Origin of the sequence: Xanthobacter sp. NM-25, assembly GCF_022138605.1 — a bacterium.
Lineage (GTDB): Bacteria > Pseudomonadota > Alphaproteobacteria > Rhizobiales > Xanthobacteraceae > Xanthobacter.
Map to the genome: position 1 here is coordinate 1,186,796 of NZ_JACBFS010000001.1, position 15,613 is coordinate 1,202,408.

Annotated in this window: 16 protein-coding genes; 5 read left to right on the plus strand and 11 right to left on the minus strand. The window is 68.7% G+C overall.

What is annotated here, in order from left to right:
- Positions 1-28 precede the first annotated feature (28 nt).
- The 8 genes from MEU52_RS05365 to MEU52_RS05400 form a co-directional block, all read right to left on the minus strand.
- Positions 29-1,216: an ABC transporter substrate-binding protein gene (locus tag MEU52_RS05365; protein WP_238119420.1), complete on the minus strand. Its 1,188-nt coding sequence runs from the start codon at positions 1,214-1,216 to the stop codon at positions 29-31.
- Between the two features lie 159 nt (positions 1,217-1,375).
- On the minus strand, positions 1,376-1,849 hold the full coding sequence (locus MEU52_RS05370) for an arsenate-mycothiol transferase ArsC (RefSeq protein ID WP_238119418.1): 474 nt from the start codon (positions 1,847-1,849) through the stop codon (positions 1,376-1,378).
- 4 nt (positions 1,850-1,853) lie between these two features.
- Positions 1,854-2,336: a UPF0262 family protein gene (locus MEU52_RS05375; RefSeq protein WP_238119416.1), complete on the minus strand. Its 483-nt coding sequence runs from the start codon at positions 2,334-2,336 to the stop codon at positions 1,854-1,856.
- 4 nt (positions 2,337-2,340) lie between these two features.
- Positions 2,341-3,645: a histidinol dehydrogenase gene (gene hisD, locus MEU52_RS05380; RefSeq protein WP_238119414.1), complete on the minus strand. Its 1,305-nt coding sequence runs from the start codon at positions 3,643-3,645 to the stop codon at positions 2,341-2,343.
- Between the two features lie 92 nt (positions 3,646-3,737).
- Positions 3,738-4,208, minus strand: coding sequence for a DUF2948 family protein (locus tag MEU52_RS05385; RefSeq protein ID WP_238119412.1), 471 nt, complete (start codon positions 4,206-4,208; stop codon positions 3,738-3,740).
- A 168-nt stretch (positions 4,209-4,376) separates the two neighbouring features.
- Positions 4,377-5,939, minus strand: a complete 1,563-nt coding sequence (locus MEU52_RS05390; RefSeq protein ID WP_238119404.1) for a putative bifunctional diguanylate cyclase/phosphodiesterase — start codon at positions 5,937-5,939, stop codon at positions 4,377-4,379.
- Between the two features lie 393 nt (positions 5,940-6,332).
- Positions 6,333-7,622, minus strand: coding sequence for a UDP-N-acetylglucosamine 1-carboxyvinyltransferase (gene murA / locus MEU52_RS05395; RefSeq protein ID WP_238119402.1), 1,290 nt, complete (start codon positions 7,620-7,622; stop codon positions 6,333-6,335).
- A gap of 101 nt (positions 7,623-7,723) precedes the next feature.
- Positions 7,724-7,924: a hypothetical protein gene (locus MEU52_RS05400; protein ID WP_238119401.1), complete on the minus strand. Its 201-nt coding sequence runs from the start codon at positions 7,922-7,924 to the stop codon at positions 7,724-7,726.
- A gap of 211 nt (positions 7,925-8,135) precedes the next feature.
- On the opposite strand from MEU52_RS05400, the gene MEU52_RS05405 reads away from it, so the two are divergent.
- From MEU52_RS05405 to MEU52_RS05415, 3 genes are all read left to right on the plus strand, one after another.
- The gene (locus MEU52_RS05405; RefSeq protein ID WP_238119399.1) at positions 8,136-9,179 is read left to right on the plus strand and encodes a flagellar motor protein MotA; all 1,044 of its coding nucleotides are present in this window, start codon (positions 8,136-8,138) and stop codon (positions 9,177-9,179) included.
- Positions 9,180-9,182: 3 nt separating this feature from the next.
- The gene (locus MEU52_RS05410; protein WP_238119397.1) at positions 9,183-10,202 is read left to right on the plus strand and encodes a peptidoglycan -binding protein; all 1,020 of its coding nucleotides are present in this window, start codon (positions 9,183-9,185) and stop codon (positions 10,200-10,202) included.
- 356 nt (positions 10,203-10,558) lie between these two features.
- Complete coding sequence (locus MEU52_RS05415) at positions 10,559-11,026, plus strand: GNAT family N-acetyltransferase (RefSeq protein WP_238119395.1); 468 nt, start codon at positions 10,559-10,561, stop codon at positions 11,024-11,026.
- A 28-nt stretch (positions 11,027-11,054) separates the two neighbouring features.
- Here MEU52_RS05415 and MEU52_RS05420 read toward each other — a convergent pair whose 3' ends face one another.
- Complete coding sequence (locus tag MEU52_RS05420) at positions 11,055-12,878, minus strand: ABC transporter transmembrane domain-containing protein (RefSeq protein ID WP_443266015.1); 1,824 nt, start codon at positions 12,876-12,878, stop codon at positions 11,055-11,057.
- 109 nt (positions 12,879-12,987) lie between these two features.
- On the opposite strand from MEU52_RS05420, the gene rpmE reads away from it, so the two are divergent.
- The gene (rpmE, locus tag MEU52_RS05425) at positions 12,988-13,212 is read left to right on the plus strand and encodes a 50S ribosomal protein L31 (protein ID WP_238119393.1); all 225 of its coding nucleotides are present in this window, start codon (positions 12,988-12,990) and stop codon (positions 13,210-13,212) included.
- Between the two features lie 111 nt (positions 13,213-13,323).
- On the opposite strand, the gene MEU52_RS05430 is transcribed toward rpmE, so the two are convergent.
- Both MEU52_RS05430 and MEU52_RS05435 read right to left on the minus strand, forming a co-directional pair.
- Positions 13,324-13,773: a hypothetical protein gene (locus tag MEU52_RS05430; RefSeq protein WP_238119392.1), complete on the minus strand. Its 450-nt coding sequence runs from the start codon at positions 13,771-13,773 to the stop codon at positions 13,324-13,326.
- 316 nt (positions 13,774-14,089) lie between these two features.
- Complete coding sequence (locus MEU52_RS05435) at positions 14,090-14,272, minus strand: DUF1192 domain-containing protein (protein WP_238119390.1); 183 nt, start codon at positions 14,270-14,272, stop codon at positions 14,090-14,092.
- A gap of 135 nt (positions 14,273-14,407) precedes the next feature.
- Between MEU52_RS05435 and MEU52_RS05440 the strand changes: the two genes are divergently transcribed.
- Positions 14,408-15,430 (plus strand): NAD(P)H-quinone oxidoreductase, encoded by a 1,023-nt coding sequence (locus tag MEU52_RS05440; RefSeq protein WP_238119388.1) that lies wholly within the window; start codon positions 14,408-14,410, stop codon positions 15,428-15,430.
- The last annotated feature ends 183 nt before the right edge of the window (positions 15,431-15,613 follow it).

The following is a 15,613-nucleotide window of genomic DNA, read 5'->3' on the forward strand; positions in this document are numbered from 1 at the left end:
CGTCCCGACACGGTGAGGGCGCCGGCCCTCACTTCATCTTGCACTTCTCGGCATAGGCGTCGCCGTAGTCGGAGAAGATCTTCTCCACCACCTGCGTCTGGAACTTGCCATCGGGGCGCTTGGTCGCCTCCACCAGGTAGAAGTCCTGGATGGGGAACTGGTTGGTGTTGAACTTGAAGTTGCCGCGCACGGAAGCGAAGTCGGCCTTCTTCAGGGCGGCGCGCAGGGCCTCCTTGTCGGCGGTCTTGCCGCCGGTGGCCTTCAGCGCGGAATCGATGAGCTTGGCCGCGTCATAGCCCTGGGCGGCATAGAGCGCGGGCACGTAGCCGTATTCCTTCTCGAACGCCGCCACGAACGCCTTATTGGCCGGCACGTCGAGGTTCGGCGCCCACGGCGCGCCGGAATAGAAGCCCGCCGCCGCCTCGCCGGTGGCCGGCAAAGTGGTCTCGTCCACGGTGAAGGCGGAGAGGAAGGGAATGGTGTCGGCAAGGCCCGCCTGGCGATACTGCTTGACGAGGTTCACACCCATGCCACCGGGCATGAAGGTGAAGATGGCGTCGGGCTTGGCGGCGGCGATCTTGGCAAGCTCGGCGGAGAAATCCAGCTGGCCCAGTGGCGTGTAGATCTCGTCCAGCACCTCGCCCTTGTAGTGGCGCTTGAAGCCGGCCAGTGAATCCTTGCCCGCCTGATAATTGGGGGCCATCAGCACGACCTTCTTGTAGCCCTTGTTCTGGGCGTACTGGCCCAGCACCTCGTGGACCTGATCGTTCTGGTAGGAGGCGGAAAAGAAGAACGGGCTGCAGCCCGCCCCGGCGATGGGCGAGGGCCCGGCATTGCCGGAGATCAGGAACACGTCATTGGCGGTCACCGGCTTCACCACCGCGCCCATGACATTGGAGAACACCACGCCGGCGACGAAATCCACGTGGTCGCGCTCGATGAGGCCCTTCACCTTCTGCACCGCCACGTCGGGCTTCAGCTCGTCATCCACCACGATGACGTCGGTCTCCTGGCCGCCGAGCTTGCCGCCCAGCTCCTTCACCGCCAGCAGGAAGCCGTCGCGCATGTGCTGGCCCAGCACCGCCGAGGGGCCGGACAGGGTGGAGACGAGGCCCACCTTCACCGGATCGGCAAGCGCCGCGCCGGAGCTGGCCAGCGCCCCCGCAAGGAGCGTTCCGGTGAGAGCGGTGGCGGCGAGAAGTCCCTTCAGCGACATGGTTCCCCGGTCCTCGATTGGCGCGATGACGTTTCGGCACCGTTGCAGAGCGCCAACACGATCACAAGGTCAAAGAACAGGCCGCGGCCGCTTGTCCGGTGGACAGCCGGCCCACGCTCAAGCGGGCGCGGGCGCCGCTCGAAGACCCGGTCGGTGGGCTCACAGGTGGCGGAAGCGCTCGCGGATGCGGGCTTCGAGCTCGTCGCGCACCGCCCGGTAGGCCTCCAGCCGCTGCTCGCGGTTGCCGCCTTCGCGGGTGGGATCCGGCGTCGGCCAGTATTCCACCTCCAGCGCGTTGGTGCGCGTCAGCTCCAGGGCGCGGTGATGGGCGCTGGGGCACAGGGAGATGGCGAGATCGAAGCCAAGCCCCTCATATTCCTCTAGATCCTCCACGCTCTGCGGGCGATGGCGGTGCACGTCGAGGCCGATCTCCTCCATCACAGCGGTGACGAACGGATCCGCCTCGCCGGCCATGACGCCGGCGGAGCCCACATAAATGGACTTGCCATAGAGGTGGCGCAGCAGCGCGGCCGCCATGACGGACCGCACCGCGTTCTGCCCACAGATGAAAAGCACCGACTGGGGCCGAGCCGAACGCGGATGCGCTACGGAAGGGTCCGGCGCGGAGGCCATGGGCTCAGCCCTTCCAGTGCAGCGCGCAGATCAGCGTGAAGAGCCGGCGGGCGGTATCGAAATCCACGTCGATCTTGCCCTGAAGGCGCTCGCGCAGCAGTTCGGACCCGTCGTTGTGCGCCCCCCGGCGGCCCATGTCGATGGCCTCGATCTGGGTCGGCGAGGCGGTGCGGATGGCGGCGTAATAGCTCTCGCAGATCAGAAAGTAGTCTTTCACCACCTTGCGGAAGGGGGTGAGGGAGAGGTGGTGCTGCACCACCTGCTCGTCATTCTCCCGCTTGATGTCCAGCACCAGGCGGTTGTCCATGAGCGAGATATGGAGCTTGTAGGGCCCCTGCCCGGGATCGCCACAGGGATGGAACGCATTGTCCTCGATCAGATCCCAGATGGCGGTGGCGCGCTCGTGCTCCACATCGGCGCCGGCATGGCCGATGGAGCCTTCGTCCAGGGTCACGGCGCACAGCCGCGCGGGCGACGTCTCGCTCATGGGGTCACTGGCCTCCTCCGGCATTGGTGCGGATCGACACCGAGCGCCCGTGCGCCTGCAGGCGCTCCACCTCGGCAAGGCGCACCGCCGCCGGGCCCAGCGCACCCAGCGCCTCGGCATTCAGCTTCAGGATGGAGGTGCGCTTCATGAAATCGAGCACGCCAAGGCCCGAGGAGAAGCGGGCCGAGCGGGCGGTGGGCAAAACGTGGTTGGTGCCGCCCACATAGTCGCCGATGGCCTCGGGCGTATAGGCGCCGACGAAGATCGCCCCCGCATGGCGGATGCGCTCGGCCAAGGTGTCGGGGGCCTCGGTCTGGATCTCCAGATGCTCAGGCGCGACCCGATCCACCAGCGCCGGCGCCTCGTCGAGGCTCTTCACCTTGATGAGGGCGCCATGGTCGCGCCAGGAGGCACGGGCGATCTCGGCCCGTGGCAGGGTGGCGAGCATGCCCTCCACCGCCGCGTCCACCCGCGCCAGGAGATCGGCGCTGTCGGTGACCAGGATGGACTGGGCCGCGGTGTCGTGCTCCGCCTGGGCCAGAAGGTCGGCGGCGATCCAGTCGGCATTGGCATTGCCGTCGGCGAGGATCAGCACCTCGGACGGGCCGGCCACCATGTCGATGCCCACCTTGCCGAACACCTGCCGCTTGGCCTGGGCCACATAAGCGTTGCCGGGACCGACGATCTTGTCCACCGGCCGGATGGTTTCCGTGCCGAAGGCCAGCGCCGCCACCGCCTGGGCGCCGCCCACCCGGTAGACTTCATGCACACCGGCGAGCCGCGCCGCCGCCAGCACCAGCGGAGCAATCTGCCCGTCGGGCGCCGGCACCACCATGACGATGCGCGGCACACCGGCCACCTGCGCCGGCACGGCGTTCATCAGCACCGAGGAAGGATAGGCGGCGGTGCCGCCGGGCACATAGAGCCCCACCGCATCGACGCTGGTCCAGCGCTGGCCGAGGGTGACGCCGGCCGCATCCGTATAAGTCTCGTCGTGGGGCCGCTGGCGGGCGTGGTGGCTCTCGATGCGCCCCTTGGCGAATTCGAGCGCCGCGCGGGTCTCCGGGGGAATGGAGGCGAGGGCGGCATCGAGCTCGGCATCGGTCACGCGCAGGCCGAGGGCGGCGAGGTCCACCCGGTCGAACTTGCGCGACAGGTCGATCAGCGCCGCGTCGCCGCGGGCGCGCACCTCGGCGATGATGGCGGACACCTGGTCCTGCACATCCACCGAGGCCTCGCGCTTGGAGCCGAGGAAATCAGCGAACCGCTGGGGGAAATCGGAAGTTTCGGTATCGAGACGGATGGGCATGGGCGTCTTGCTAGATCAGGTCGGCGGCGGAGGGAAGCCCCGGCGCACCGGATGCGCCGCCGTGACGCCTTCGGAAACGCCCTTTCTTGCGGTCAGGCCGGATGCATACCGGCGTCATCCGGCGCCTCTTGCGGGCGTCCGTCATGCTTGGGCGCGTGGGCGCAGCCCCAGGCGGGCCCGAGATCTTTCAGGCCAGCCTCGATGCATTCCACCTCCAGCCGCACCTCGGCACCGCCGGAAAAGGTCAGCAGCACATAGCCGGACGGCGCATCGGTGGGCAGGAAGGTGACGGCCAGAAGATTGAGCACGCCATCCCGCGCGGCCGCAGCCATGCCCCGGCACTGGGCGGCACGCACGCGCTCGAAATGAAGCCCCGTGCGACGCCGCACGCTTTCCCCCGCGACCACCTGCTGATCCCAGTCGAACCGGTTCAGCAGCAGGGCGAAGCGCTGCGCGGTGGGCAGAAAGCCCATGTCGATGATCTTCACCACCGCATCCTGCAGATGGGCGGACACGACGGCGAGGTCCTCCTCGTCCAGGGCCAGCAGTTTCAGATCGGTCATGGCTCTCGCCTTCTCGCTGCCTTCTTGCTCGTGCGCCGTCTTGCGGCCCTTTCGAGATAGACAGCGCCGACCCCGGTTTCAATGCGTCAGCGACACATGCCTCCAATGCCGCCACGGGGGAGCGTGAGCTTCAGCGCAGTGCGAACCGGGCATCGGGCGCCCGTTCCGTCATAACGCCACCAGGCCGCCGAGACCGAGCGCCTCCTCGGGCGGCAGCGGCCGCGCGAACAGATAGCCCTGCCCCAGGTGGCAGCCCTGGGAGCGCAGCCAATCGGCTTCCTGCGGCGCCTCCACCCCCTCCGCCACCGTGGTCATGCCCAGGGCCGAGCCCAGATGCAGCATGGAGGTGATGATCTTGCGGCATTGCGGATCACCGACGATGCGCTGGGTGAACGAGCGATCCACCTTGATCTTGTCGATGGGCAGCTCCCGCAGGTGGCGCAGCCCGGAATAGCCGGTGCCGAAATCATCCAGCGACATACGAACGCCGGCCTCGCGCAAGGCGGACATGGTGCGCCGCGCCGTGTCGAAATCCAGCAGCAGCGCCGTCTCGGTGATCTCGATCTCGATCCTTTGAGGCGGCACACCCATGTCGGCCAGGAGGGCGAGGATGTGGTCCGCCAACCGGCTGTCCAGCAGTTGGGGAGGCGACAGGTTGATGGCGACGGTGAGGTCCGGCGCCCAATCCTTCGTATCCAGGCACACCCGCTGCAGCATGGCGGTGAACAGGCGCTCGCTCAGCCCCGCATCCTCGACGATGGGGATGAATTCCGGCGCGCCCAGAAGGCCGCGGGTGGGATGCTGCCAGCGGGCCAGCGCCTCGAAGCCGCGCGGACGCATGGTCGCGAGATCCACCAGGGGCTGGTAATGGGCGACGATCTCACCCCGCTCCAGGCCATCGCGCAGGTCGCTTTCCGCAGCCAGGCGCTGGCGCCGGCACGCCTCCAGACCCGCGTCATAGAGCGCATAGCGGTTCTTGCCGCTGCTCTTGGCCTGCATCATGGCGTTTTCCGCGCGTTGCAGCAGCACGGTGTCCTGGTCCCCGTCACGCGGATACTTGGCGATGCCGATGCTGCCGGTAAGCTCCACCTCACGGTCGCCACACACGAAAGGCTCGCGCAGAACGGCAAGGATCCGGGTGGCCAGACGGAACAGGTCGTCGGTCTGCTCGGTCACCATGGGAAACAGCACCACGAATTCATCGCTGCCGAGCCGCGCCACCAGATCGCCCTTGCGCAGGACCCCGCGCAGGCGCTCGGCCACCTCACGCAGCACCCCGTCGCCCACCGTATGCCCCCAGGCATCGTTGACCGCGAAGAAGCCGTCGATGTCGATCACCCGCACCGCCAGCCGCGTGCGCGTGGCCTTGGCCCGCTCCAGGCCCCGAGCGAACTCTTCCTGGAACATCATGCGGTTGGGGATACCGGTCAGGCCGTCGTAGCGGGAGGCGTTCTCTGCCTGCCGCTCGGCCTGCTTGCGCTCCACCAGAGCCGCCCGCAAGTGCCGCTCGTGCACCACAAGGGTGGCGATCAACGCAAACGTGGCGATGACAAAGAACGAGAACAGCTCATCCAGCTGCCAGGCCTCATAGTGGCGCGACAGCTCATAGGCCTTCTCGAAGGCGTCGCTGCCGTAGAGCAGCGCGAACGCGCATGCCGAGACGACGGCGATGAGAAGATAGGTCTTCCAGTAGACCCGCCTGGACTTCGGAAAAAGATCCGCGCACACCATTTTGGACCGCCCTCCGGCCCCGCTGTTTCCGACCCCACCCCGACGTGCTGTCGAGGCAATTTTGGATGCAACGTCCAGATGCAGTTAGGCAATCGCGCAACCACATACCTTCAGCGCCATCTCGTCACATGTCCACACAGGAGCTGGAAGCTGTCAATGCGGACAAAGACGGACGCAATCTAGCCACACGAACCTGTCCCGAAGCTGACCGGCAGCAACCGGCCACACCGTGGCGAAGGCCTCGATGATCCGAGCTCATGGGCGCATGACCCGCTGGGCGCATGACCCTCCGCGCGCCGGACCAAGGCCCGCCGTCACGACAGTGTCACATTCCGTCGCTTGAGCAACGCGGCGGCGCGCCCCTGGGTTCCATAGGGCAGCCGAAAGGGGCGATCAGCCGGAAATGCGCTCGATCTCGGCGCCGCAGCGGGACAGCTTCTCTTCCAGCCGCTCGAAGCCCCGGTCCAGGTGATAGACCCGCTGCACCAGGGTCTCGCCCTCTGCCGCAAGGCCGGCGATGACCAGCGAGACGGAGGCCCTGAGATCGGTGGCCATCACCGGCGCGCCGGTGAGCCGCTCGGCGCCCTCGATGGTGGCGGTGTCGCCATCCAGCTGGATCTTCGCGCCGAGCCGCGCCAGCTCCTGCACGTGCATGAAGCGGTTCTCGAAGATGGTCTCGGTGATCCGAGAACGCCCCTTGGCCTTGGTCATCAGCGCCATGAGCTGGGCCTGCAGGTCGGTGGGGAAGCCCGGATGGGGCGCCGTGCTCACCTCCACCGGCAGGATGCCGGCGCCGTTGCGGCGCACCCGGATGCCCTCATTGGTCGCGTCCACTTCCACCCCGGCCTGGCGCAGGATGTCGATGGTGCTCTCCAGAAGGTCCGGCCGGGCGCCGGCCAGCAGCACGTCGCCACCGGTCATGGCGGTGGCCATGGCATAGGTACCGGTCTCGATGCGATCCGGCAGCACCGCGTGGCGGGCACCGCGCAGCCGCGGCACGCCCTGAATGTAGATGGTGGACGTGCCGGCGCCGCTGATCTGCGCGCCCATCTTCATGAGGCACTCGGCGAGGTCCGTCACTTCCGGCTCGCGGGCGGCGTTCTCGATCACGGTTTCGCCGTCGGCGAGGGTCGCCGCCATCAGCGCCGTGTGGGTGGCGCCCACCGAGACCTTCGGGAAGACGATGCGGGCGCCCTTCAGCCCCTTGGGCGCGCGGGCCCGCACATAGCCGGCGTCGATCTCCAGATCGGCACCCAGCGCCCGCAGGGCATCCAGGTGGAAATCCACCGGCCGGGTGCCGATGGCGCAGCCGCCGGGCAGCGACACCCGGGCTTCGCCCATGCGCGCCAGCAGCGGACCGACCACCCAGAACGAAGCGCGCATGCGCGAGACGAGGTCATAGGGCGCGGTGGTATCGACGATCACCCGGGCGTCGATCTCCAGGGTCTGGCCGGCATTGGGATCATCCCCGTTGCGCTTGCCATTGGTGGTGATGTCCACCCCGTGGTTGCCGAGAATGCGTTGCAGCAGCGCCACGTCGGCCAGCCGGGGCACATTGTCCAGAATCAGCTTGTCCTCGGTGAGGAGGCTCGCGATCATCAACGGGAGGGCTGCGTTCTTGGCACCGGAGATGGGAATGGTGCCCTTGAGTTCGTTCCCGCCGACGATCCGAATCTTATCCATGCTGGTCCTGTCCCAGAGGCCCGTTGCCAAAGCCGGCACCGCGCGCGCAGCCGAGGTCGCACCGGACCCACTCCCGGACCGCCCGACCGAAGACGCTAGCTCTAGCCCGCCTCGTCCTTCGACACAATCGTGACATTTCCCGCGGGCGCCGCACCACTACCTTCGCGTGCGTCGACGCTGCCGGCGTCAGCAGCGTCCACCGCCGGCCCATCCTTACGGGCGCGCGCCTGTGCCTTGCGGCGGGCCAGATTGGCACGCAGGGCCGCGGCAAGGCGTTCGGACTTGGCCGGATCGGACGACATGTCGGCGGATTAATCCCCCGCGCCCGGCTGCGCAAGGGGGGCGACAGCCCCCATGCTATCCCTGCGTCATGATCGGCACGCGCAATGCGGTTTCATTTGTCGCCCGCTGTGCCATATTCGGCCACCGATGGAACCTGCGGGGGGCGCTGTCCATCGTGCGCCCGTTTCCGGGGCTCCGGAGCCGCCCGAACAGGAGCACGTTGGAGCAGCCATGGCGCGCGTCGTCGATCCATTCCTGAAAGTGTCGTCGCCGCGCATCTTCCTGGTGCGCATCCTCGTTTTCCTGGCCCTGTGCGCCGCCCTCGCCGCCGTGCTCTACCGGCAGATCTGGGCCGCCTTCCTCAACAATCCCGGGCTCAACGGCGTCATCTTCGGCGTGCTGGCGGTGGGCATCATCCTGGCCATCCGCCAGGTGGCGCGGCTGTTCCCCGAGGTGGAATGGGTGAATTCCTTCCGCCTCGCCGATCCGGGCCTGGCGGTCTCCCAGTCCCCCACCCTGCTCGCCCCCATGGCGGCGCTGCTGGGGGACCGGGTGGGCCGGATGGCCATTTCCCAGACCACCATGCGCTCCATTCTCGATTCCATCGGCACCCGGCTGGACGAGAGCCGGGACATGGCGCGCTACCTCACCGGCCTCCTGGTGTTCCTGGGCCTGCTCGGCACCTTCTGGGGCCTTCTGGAAACCGTCTCCTCCATCGGCTCGGTGATCGGCACGCTGCAGGTGGGCTCGGATTCCGGCTCCGTGTTCGAGGATTTGAAGACCGGCCTTGCCGCGCCCCTGGGCGGCATGGGCATCGCCTTTTCCTCCTCGCTGTTCGGCCTCGCCGGCTCACTGGTGCTGGGCTTTCTGGACCTGCAGGCGGCCCAGGCCCAGAACCGCTTCTATACGGATCTCGAAGACTGGCTCTCCACCACCGTGCGCGATCTCGACCGCCCGCGCGAGGAGGCGGAAGCCGCCTCGGCCCACGGGGTGGCGACCACGGCGCCCCTCGCCCTGCCGGCGCCGAAGCTCGATCTCGAGCCGCTGGTGGGCGCCATGGGCCGGCTGGAGAAGACCATGACGGAGGCGAGCTCCCAGCGCGTCACCACCGCCATGTCGCATCTTGCCGAGAGCCTGCAGGGTCTCGTCACCCACATGCGTTCCGAGCAGGCGCTGCTGAAGCAGATGGTGGAGGCCCAGGGCCGCCAGCACGAGCAGCTGCGCGCACTGGTGCAGCGGCTGGAAAAGCTCACCGACGACGCCGGGCGGGGGTGAGCCATGGCCCTCGGCAAGCGCGGCCGCGACCGCCATGTGGACTATTGGCCGGGCTTCGTCGACGCGCTGTCGACCCTGCTCCTGGTCTTCATCTTCCTGTTGTCGGTGTTCATGCTGACGCAGTTCTTCCTGACCCAGGAGATCACCGGCAAGGATAACGTGCTGCAGCGGCTGCAGGCGCAGATCCGCCAGTTGACCGAGCTGCTCTCCCTGGAGCGGGCCTCGGGCCAGACCACCGAGGGCGAGCTCGCCGCCATGAAGGCCAGTCTCGCCGCCACCGAGGCGGAGCGTGACCAGCTGCGCAGCCAGCTCGCCGCCGCGCCCGCCGCCCCGGACGACAGCCGCGCCCAGTCCCTGGCCCGCGATCTCGACGCCCAGAAGGACGTGGCCGCCCGCGCTTTGTCGCAGATCGAGCTGCTCAACCAGCAATTGGCCGCCCTGCGCCGGCAGATGGCGGCGCTGGAGGAGGCCCTTGCGGCCTCCGAGAAGAAGGATGCGGAAAGCCAATCCAAGATCGCCGATCTCGGCCGCCGGCTGAACGTGGCCCTGGCCCAGCGGGTGCAGGAGCTCACCCAATACCGCTCCGAATTCTTTGGCCGCCTGCGGCAGATCCTCGGCAACCGGCCGGACGTGCGCATGGTGGGCGACCGCTTCGTGTTCCAGTCGGAAGTGTTCTTCGATCCCGGCTCCGCCACTTTGCGCCCCGAGGCGCTGACGGAGCTGGACAAGCTCGCCGCCGCCATCGTCGATCTCGAGCGGGAGATCCCACCGGACGTGAACTGGACCCTGCGCATCGACGGCCACACCGACAACCGGCCCATCGCCACCAGCCAGTTCCCTTCCAACTGGGAATTGTCGGCGGCCCGCGCCATCGCCGTGGTGCAATATCTCATCGCCAAGGGGGTGAGCCCCAAGCACCTGATCGCGGCCGGGTTCGGCGAATATCAACCCATCGACACCGCCGACACCGACGAGGCCCGCGCCCGCAACCGCCGCATCGAGCTGAAGCTCACCGAGCGCTGAGCGGCGGCGATGGCAGAGGGGCGAAAGCCCTCTCCCGCCTGCGGGGGCGGGTTGGGAAGGGGAACTCTCCGCCTTCGGCATCCAGCGCTCCACGTGGTCTCGTGCCCGGCGGCGGCTCTAACGGAAAGCGCCTGCCCCCTCCCCCCCTCCCCGGCCCTCCCCCGCAAGCGGGAGAGGGAGCCGCGTTGTAGAGCCCCGATGGGGGTTGGCGGGCCCCGCCGCGCATCGGGGTCGTCGGCGGGCTGCGGAGGGCGTAGCGTGAGAGAATGCGGGGGCGTGATTCCCTGTGTACTCTGCGGCGCCTCCACGCCACCACTCTCCCCGCGGGTGCACTCGACCGGCTACAGGCCCATCCCATGTCCGCCACCTCTCCCTCACCCGCCTACAGCCTGCGCCCCGCCACTGCGGGCGACCGGCCGGCCATGGCGGATCTGTGGGTGGCGAGCTGGGTGAAGACCTTGCCGGAGATCGATTTCGAGGCGCGCCGGCCCTGGCTCGACAGCCATCTCGACGAACTGGCCGCCGGAGGCACGCTGATCCGCGTGGCGGCGGCGGAAGGTCAGCTGGCGGGCTTCGTGGTGATCCACCCGGGCACCGGCTATCTGGACCAGATCGCCGTCGGCCCCACCTTCTGGGGCCGAGGCGCGGCGGAAGCGCTGATGGCCGAGGCCAAGGCGATCTCCCCCTCCCTGGTCGCCCTCGACGTGAACCAGGAGAACCCGCGCGCGGTGCGCTTCTATGAGAAGATGGGTCTCGCCATCACCGGCGAGGGCGAGAACCCCCTGTCCGGCCGGCGCACCTTCCGCATGGAATGGCGGCCCTGAACGGCCCCCACCAACAGGGCACGGGCGCTCACGCCGCGCCCTGGAACTGCAGCGCGGCGAGACGGGCGTAGAGGCCGCCCTTGGCCACCAGCTCGGCGTGGCTGCCCTCGTCGACGATACGGCCGGCCTCCATCACCAGGATGCGGTCGGCGGAGAGCACGGTGGCGAGCCGGTGGGCGATGACCAGGGTGGTGCGCCCCTCCATGGAGCGCTCCAGCGCCGTCTGCACCAGGGTTTCGCTCTCGGCATCGAGGGCGCTGGTGGCTTCGTCCAAAAGCAGGATGGGCGCGGCCCGCAGGATGGCCCGGGCGATGACGATGCGCTGGCGCTGGCCGCCTGAAAGGGTCACGCCCCGCTCGCCCACCTGGGTCTCCCAGCCTTCCGGCAGCCGGGCCACGAACTCATCCACCAGCGCGGCGCGGCCGGCGGCCTCCACCTCGGCATCGGTGGCGTCAGGCCGGCCAAGGCGGATGTTGCCACGCACCGTATCGGCGAAGATGGCCACCTCCTGCGGCACCAGCGCCATCTGGCGGCGCACTGCCACCGGATCACAGGCGTGGATGTCGGTGCCATCGAACAGGATGCGCCCGGCCTGGGGATCGTAGAAGCGCTCCAGCAGCTGGAACACGGTGCTCTTGCCGGCGCCGGAGGGGCCCACCAGGGCCACCCGCTCGCCGGGCCGGATCTCGAACGAGATATTGTGCAAGGCGGCGCTGCCGGGGCGGCGCGGATAGGCGAAGCTCACCTCGTCGAAGCGGATGGCGCCGGCGATGCGGGCTGGCAGCACCGCCGGCCGGGCCGGCGCCTTCACCGCGGGCTCGGCCCGCAGCAGCTCGCCGATGCGCTCGGCGGCGCCCGCAGCGGCCGCCGCCTCGCCCCAGGTCTGGGAGAGATCCCCGAGCGAGGTGGCGGCCAGCACGGCATAGAGCACGAACTGGCTCAGGGCCCCGGGGCTCATGGTGCCGGTGAGCACCGATTGGGCGCCCACCCACAGCACCACCACGATGGAGGCGAACACCAGGAAGATGGCGACGCCGGTGAGCAGCGCCCGCGCCCGGCTCGCCTCCTGGGCGGCACCGAAGGCCCGTTCGACCGCGCCGGAGAAGCGCCCCAGCGCCGCATCCTCGGCGGTGGAGGCCTGGAGCGAGCGCATGGCGGTGAGCGCCTCGGCGGCATAAGCGGAGGCATCGGCCAAGGTGTCCTGCGCCAGCCGCGAGCGCGAGCGCACCTTGCGCCCCGCCGCCACCAGCGGCAGCACGATGATGGGAATGGCGATGAGCACCAGGCCCGACAGATGGGCCGAGGTGACCACCATCATGATGATGGAGCCGATGCACAGCACCAGATTGCGCAAGGCGGTGGAGGCCGAGGCGCCCACCGCCGCCTTGATCTGGGTGGTATCGGCGGTGAGGCGTGAGGTGAGCTCGCCGGAACGCGCGCCGTCATAGAAGGCGCCGTCCAGGGTCACCAGGCGCCGGAACACCGCCGTGCGCAGATCGGACACCACCCGCTCGCCCAAGGTTGTGACGAGGTAGTAGCGGGCGGCGGAGGCGGCAGCCAGCACCGCCACCACAGCCACCAGCAGCTCGAAATAGCGATTGATGAGGTCCGCATGCTCGGCCGCAAAGCCGAAATCGATCATGCGCCGCACCGCCAGCGGCAAAGCGAGGGTGGCCAGCGCTGCCACCAGGATGGCCGCCAGCGCCGCCAGCAGCCGGCCGCGATAGCGCACCAAATGCGGCCACAGCGCCTTTAAGGGTTTCAGGTTGCGCCGGCGCTTGCCCGGACGGCCCGCGGTTTCGGGCTCGGCATCGGTGGGCGGAAGTTCGGTTGCGAGGTCGGCTTGTGTCAACGGAGGCTCTCGGCTATAGACCCGCCACTTCCGGCAGGAAACGAATTTCAGCGCGTCGGGGTCTTATGGGATCGTCTCATGAGCCCGGCGAGGCGAAAGGATTGAAGCAATGAAAAGCGACATCCATCCCGACTACCATTTTATCAAGGTGGTCATGACGGACGGCTCCGAGTACACGACCCGGTCGACCTACGGCAAGGAGGGTGACACCCTTCAGCTCGACATCGATCCCCGCACCCATCCGGCGTGGACCGGCGGCACCCAGCAGCTCATGGACCGCGGCGGCCGCGTGTCCCGCTTCAAGAACAAGTTCGGCGCGCTGCTGAAGGGCTGAGGCCCAAGGCCGGACGGCGGCGGCCCTGCCTCTGGGAAAGCTGCGCGCCTCGGCCGCAGCTTCCCTCACGCGGATGTCACCGCAGAAGTTCCGTTCAGTCCAAAGTTCCGTTCAATCCTCTGATGGAACCACATGAAGCCGCGGGCGCCCGGTGGGGCGCCGTCGCGGCTTTTCCTGTTGGGGGTGGCCATCCGGCTCATCTGCGGCTTCCGCCAGCCCATCGAGCAGCGCCAGCACCTGCGCCGCGAGGCCGTTGACCTGCAGCAGCACCACCTGCAAGGCAGGCGCGCGCGCCTTGAGCAGCGCCGGCGCCAGGGCGCGGGCCACCTGCCCCGGCAGATCGAGCCGCGCGGCCTCACCCACCGCATGGCTGGCGACGAGGTCGCCCTCGCCGGCGGCGCGCAGCAGCAGCAGGGCCGAGGACAGATCGAGGGACAAGGCCGACAGTGCGGCGAGCGCCGCGCCGTCCAGGCCTTCGGTGAGGGTGGGATCGGCCAGCCGCGCGCGCACCTGCGCCAGCAGCGCCATGCCGCCTTCGACGACCGGATCGAGACCGTCCATCGTCCCCTCCCGCTTGCGCGCCACGCCAGAACCCCCCCAGCCGAGCCGGCATGAAGACGGGGGGGCGCGCAAAGGTAAAGGGTGATCGCCGCCGCCGCTCTGGGGATAACGGGCACACGCCGGCCGCTGCAAAGAAGAGCCGCCTCGCGGCGGCTCGCAGTCTGACAGGGAGTTGCCAGGAGTCCGGGGGAGGAATCGAAACCCATCGGACACGATCGAGTGTCTGCCTCGATCGTTAACGAAAGGTTAACAAACCCGCGCCCCTGCAATCAACGGTCGTGTTTTCTTGCTCCTCGCGGCACGCCGCCCGCCGGCGTCACAACTTGAAGGCCGCATCGGCCGCCGCCCGGGACGCCTGCTTGGAGACCAGGGCCGCCTCCAGCCGGAGCACCTCCGCCTTCAGGGCGGCGATCCGCGCCTCGATCTCGGCCACCGAGAGACGCGACACGTCGATCCCCACCAGCGGGTCCGGTCGCGGGGCGGGTTGCTCCTCCTCCATGACATCCTCCGTGCGTTTGCGAGGCGATGGTAGCCACCAGCAACCGGCCTGGGAATGGGCGGGCGCGCGCTTTGGATTTGGTCCACCACGATGGTGGAGCTATACAGCAGAGCCCGGCCGTACTGGAGCTTCGCCATGAAAGAGCCCGCGCAGACAGAGCCCGCTTTGCCCGCGACCATGACCGCCATCGCCATCACCGCGCCTGGCGGGCCGGAGGTGCTCCAGCCCGAGCAGCGCCCGGTGCCGCGGCCGGGGCCCGGCGAGGTGCTGGTGAAGGTGGAAGCGGCCGGCGTCAACCGGCCGGATGTGATGCAGCGCAAGGGGCTTTATCCGCCGCCGCCCGGCGCCTCCGACATTCCCGGCCTGGAGATGGCCGGCACGGTGGTGGCGCTGGGCGCCGACACCAGCCGCTTCAAGCTGGGCGACCGCATCTGCGCGCTGGTCTCCGGTGGCGGCTATGCGCAATACTGCCCGGCGCCGGAAGCCACCGCCCTGCCCGTGCCCGAAGGGCTCAGCGCCGCCGAGGCCGCCGCCTTGCCGGAAACGGTCTTCACCGTGTGGAGCAACGTGTTCGAGCGCGGCACCCTCAAGGCCGGCGAGTGGCTGCTGGTGCACGGCGGTGCCAGCGGCATCGGCACCACCGCCATCCAGCTCGCCAAGGCGTTCGGTGCCCGCGTCATCGTCACCGTCGGTTCCGACGAGAAATGCGCCGCCTGCCTGGCTCTCGGCGCTGATGTGGCGATCAACTATGCCACCACCGATTTCGTGCCGGAGGTGAAGAGCGCCACCGGCGGCAAGGGCGCCAATGTGATCCTCGACATCATCGGCGGCCCCTACATCCAGAAGAATTACGAGGCCGCGGCCGTGGATGGGCGCATCGTGCAGATCGCCTTCCAGAAGGGCTCCAAGGCGGAAGTGGACTTCATGCGGCTGATGCTGAAGCGCCTCACCCACACCGGCTCCACCCTGCGCGCCCGCCCGCTCGCCGAGAAGGCCGCCCTCGCCGCCGCCGTCACCGCCCAGGTGTGGCCGCTGGTGACCGCCGGGAAAATGCGGCCGGTGATGGATCAGGCCTTCCCCCTCGCCGAGGCCGCGGCCGCCCACGCCCGCATGGATGCCAGCGCCCACGTGGGCAAGATCGTGCTCACCCTTCGTTGAAACCCGGTGGATCTGTGTAGAAGTGCCCATTCACCCAAGGGCAGAGGCGACTTTCCGTTTCCCCCGCGCAGACGAGGTGCTCTAACCTTCGACCAAAGTTCCGCACGATCCGGCACGGCGCCGGATCCCGATCCGCAAAACACTACCATGTTACAGCCGGAGCGCCTTGCTCCAGCCGTATGG

What these genes read in the sequence shown, in the direction of transcription:
- MEU52_RS05365 (WP_238119420.1), bottom strand. Translation starts at nt 1,216, where the DNA reads ATGTCGCTGAAGGGACTTCTCGCCGCCACCGCTCTCACCGGAACGCTC.
- MEU52_RS05370 (WP_238119418.1), bottom strand. Translation starts at nt 1,849, where the DNA reads ATGGCCTCCGCGCCGGACCCTTCCGTAGCGCATCCGCGTTCGGCTCGG.
- MEU52_RS05375 (WP_238119416.1), bottom strand. Translation starts at nt 2,336, where the DNA reads ATGAGCGAGACGTCGCCCGCGCGGCTGTGCGCCGTGACCCTGGACGAA.
- hisD (WP_238119414.1), bottom strand. Translation starts at nt 3,645, where the DNA reads ATGCCCATCCGTCTCGATACCGAAACTTCCGATTTCCCCCAGCGGTTC.
- MEU52_RS05385 (WP_238119412.1), bottom strand. Translation starts at nt 4,208, where the DNA reads ATGACCGATCTGAAACTGCTGGCCCTGGACGAGGAGGACCTCGCCGTC.
- MEU52_RS05390 (WP_238119404.1), bottom strand. Translation starts at nt 5,939, where the DNA reads ATGGTGTGCGCGGATCTTTTTCCGAAGTCCAGGCGGGTCTACTGGAAG.
- murA (WP_238119402.1), bottom strand. Translation starts at nt 7,622, where the DNA reads ATGGATAAGATTCGGATCGTCGGCGGGAACGAACTCAAGGGCACCATT.
- MEU52_RS05400 (WP_238119401.1), bottom strand. Translation starts at nt 7,924, where the DNA reads ATGTCGTCCGATCCGGCCAAGTCCGAACGCCTTGCCGCGGCCCTGCGT.
- MEU52_RS05405 (WP_238119399.1), top strand. Translation starts at nt 8,136, where the DNA reads ATGGCGCGCGTCGTCGATCCATTCCTGAAAGTGTCGTCGCCGCGCATC.
- MEU52_RS05410 (WP_238119397.1), top strand. Translation starts at nt 9,183, where the DNA reads ATGGCCCTCGGCAAGCGCGGCCGCGACCGCCATGTGGACTATTGGCCG.
- MEU52_RS05415 (WP_238119395.1), top strand. Translation starts at nt 10,559, where the DNA reads ATGTCCGCCACCTCTCCCTCACCCGCCTACAGCCTGCGCCCCGCCACT.
- rpmE (WP_238119393.1), top strand. Translation starts at nt 12,988, where the DNA reads ATGAAAAGCGACATCCATCCCGACTACCATTTTATCAAGGTGGTCATG.
- MEU52_RS05430 (WP_238119392.1), bottom strand. Translation starts at nt 13,773, where the DNA reads ATGGACGGTCTCGATCCGGTCGTCGAAGGCGGCATGGCGCTGCTGGCG.
- MEU52_RS05435 (WP_238119390.1), bottom strand. Translation starts at nt 14,272, where the DNA reads ATGGAGGAGGAGCAACCCGCCCCGCGACCGGACCCGCTGGTGGGGATC.
- MEU52_RS05440 (WP_238119388.1), top strand. Translation starts at nt 14,408, where the DNA reads ATGAAAGAGCCCGCGCAGACAGAGCCCGCTTTGCCCGCGACCATGACC.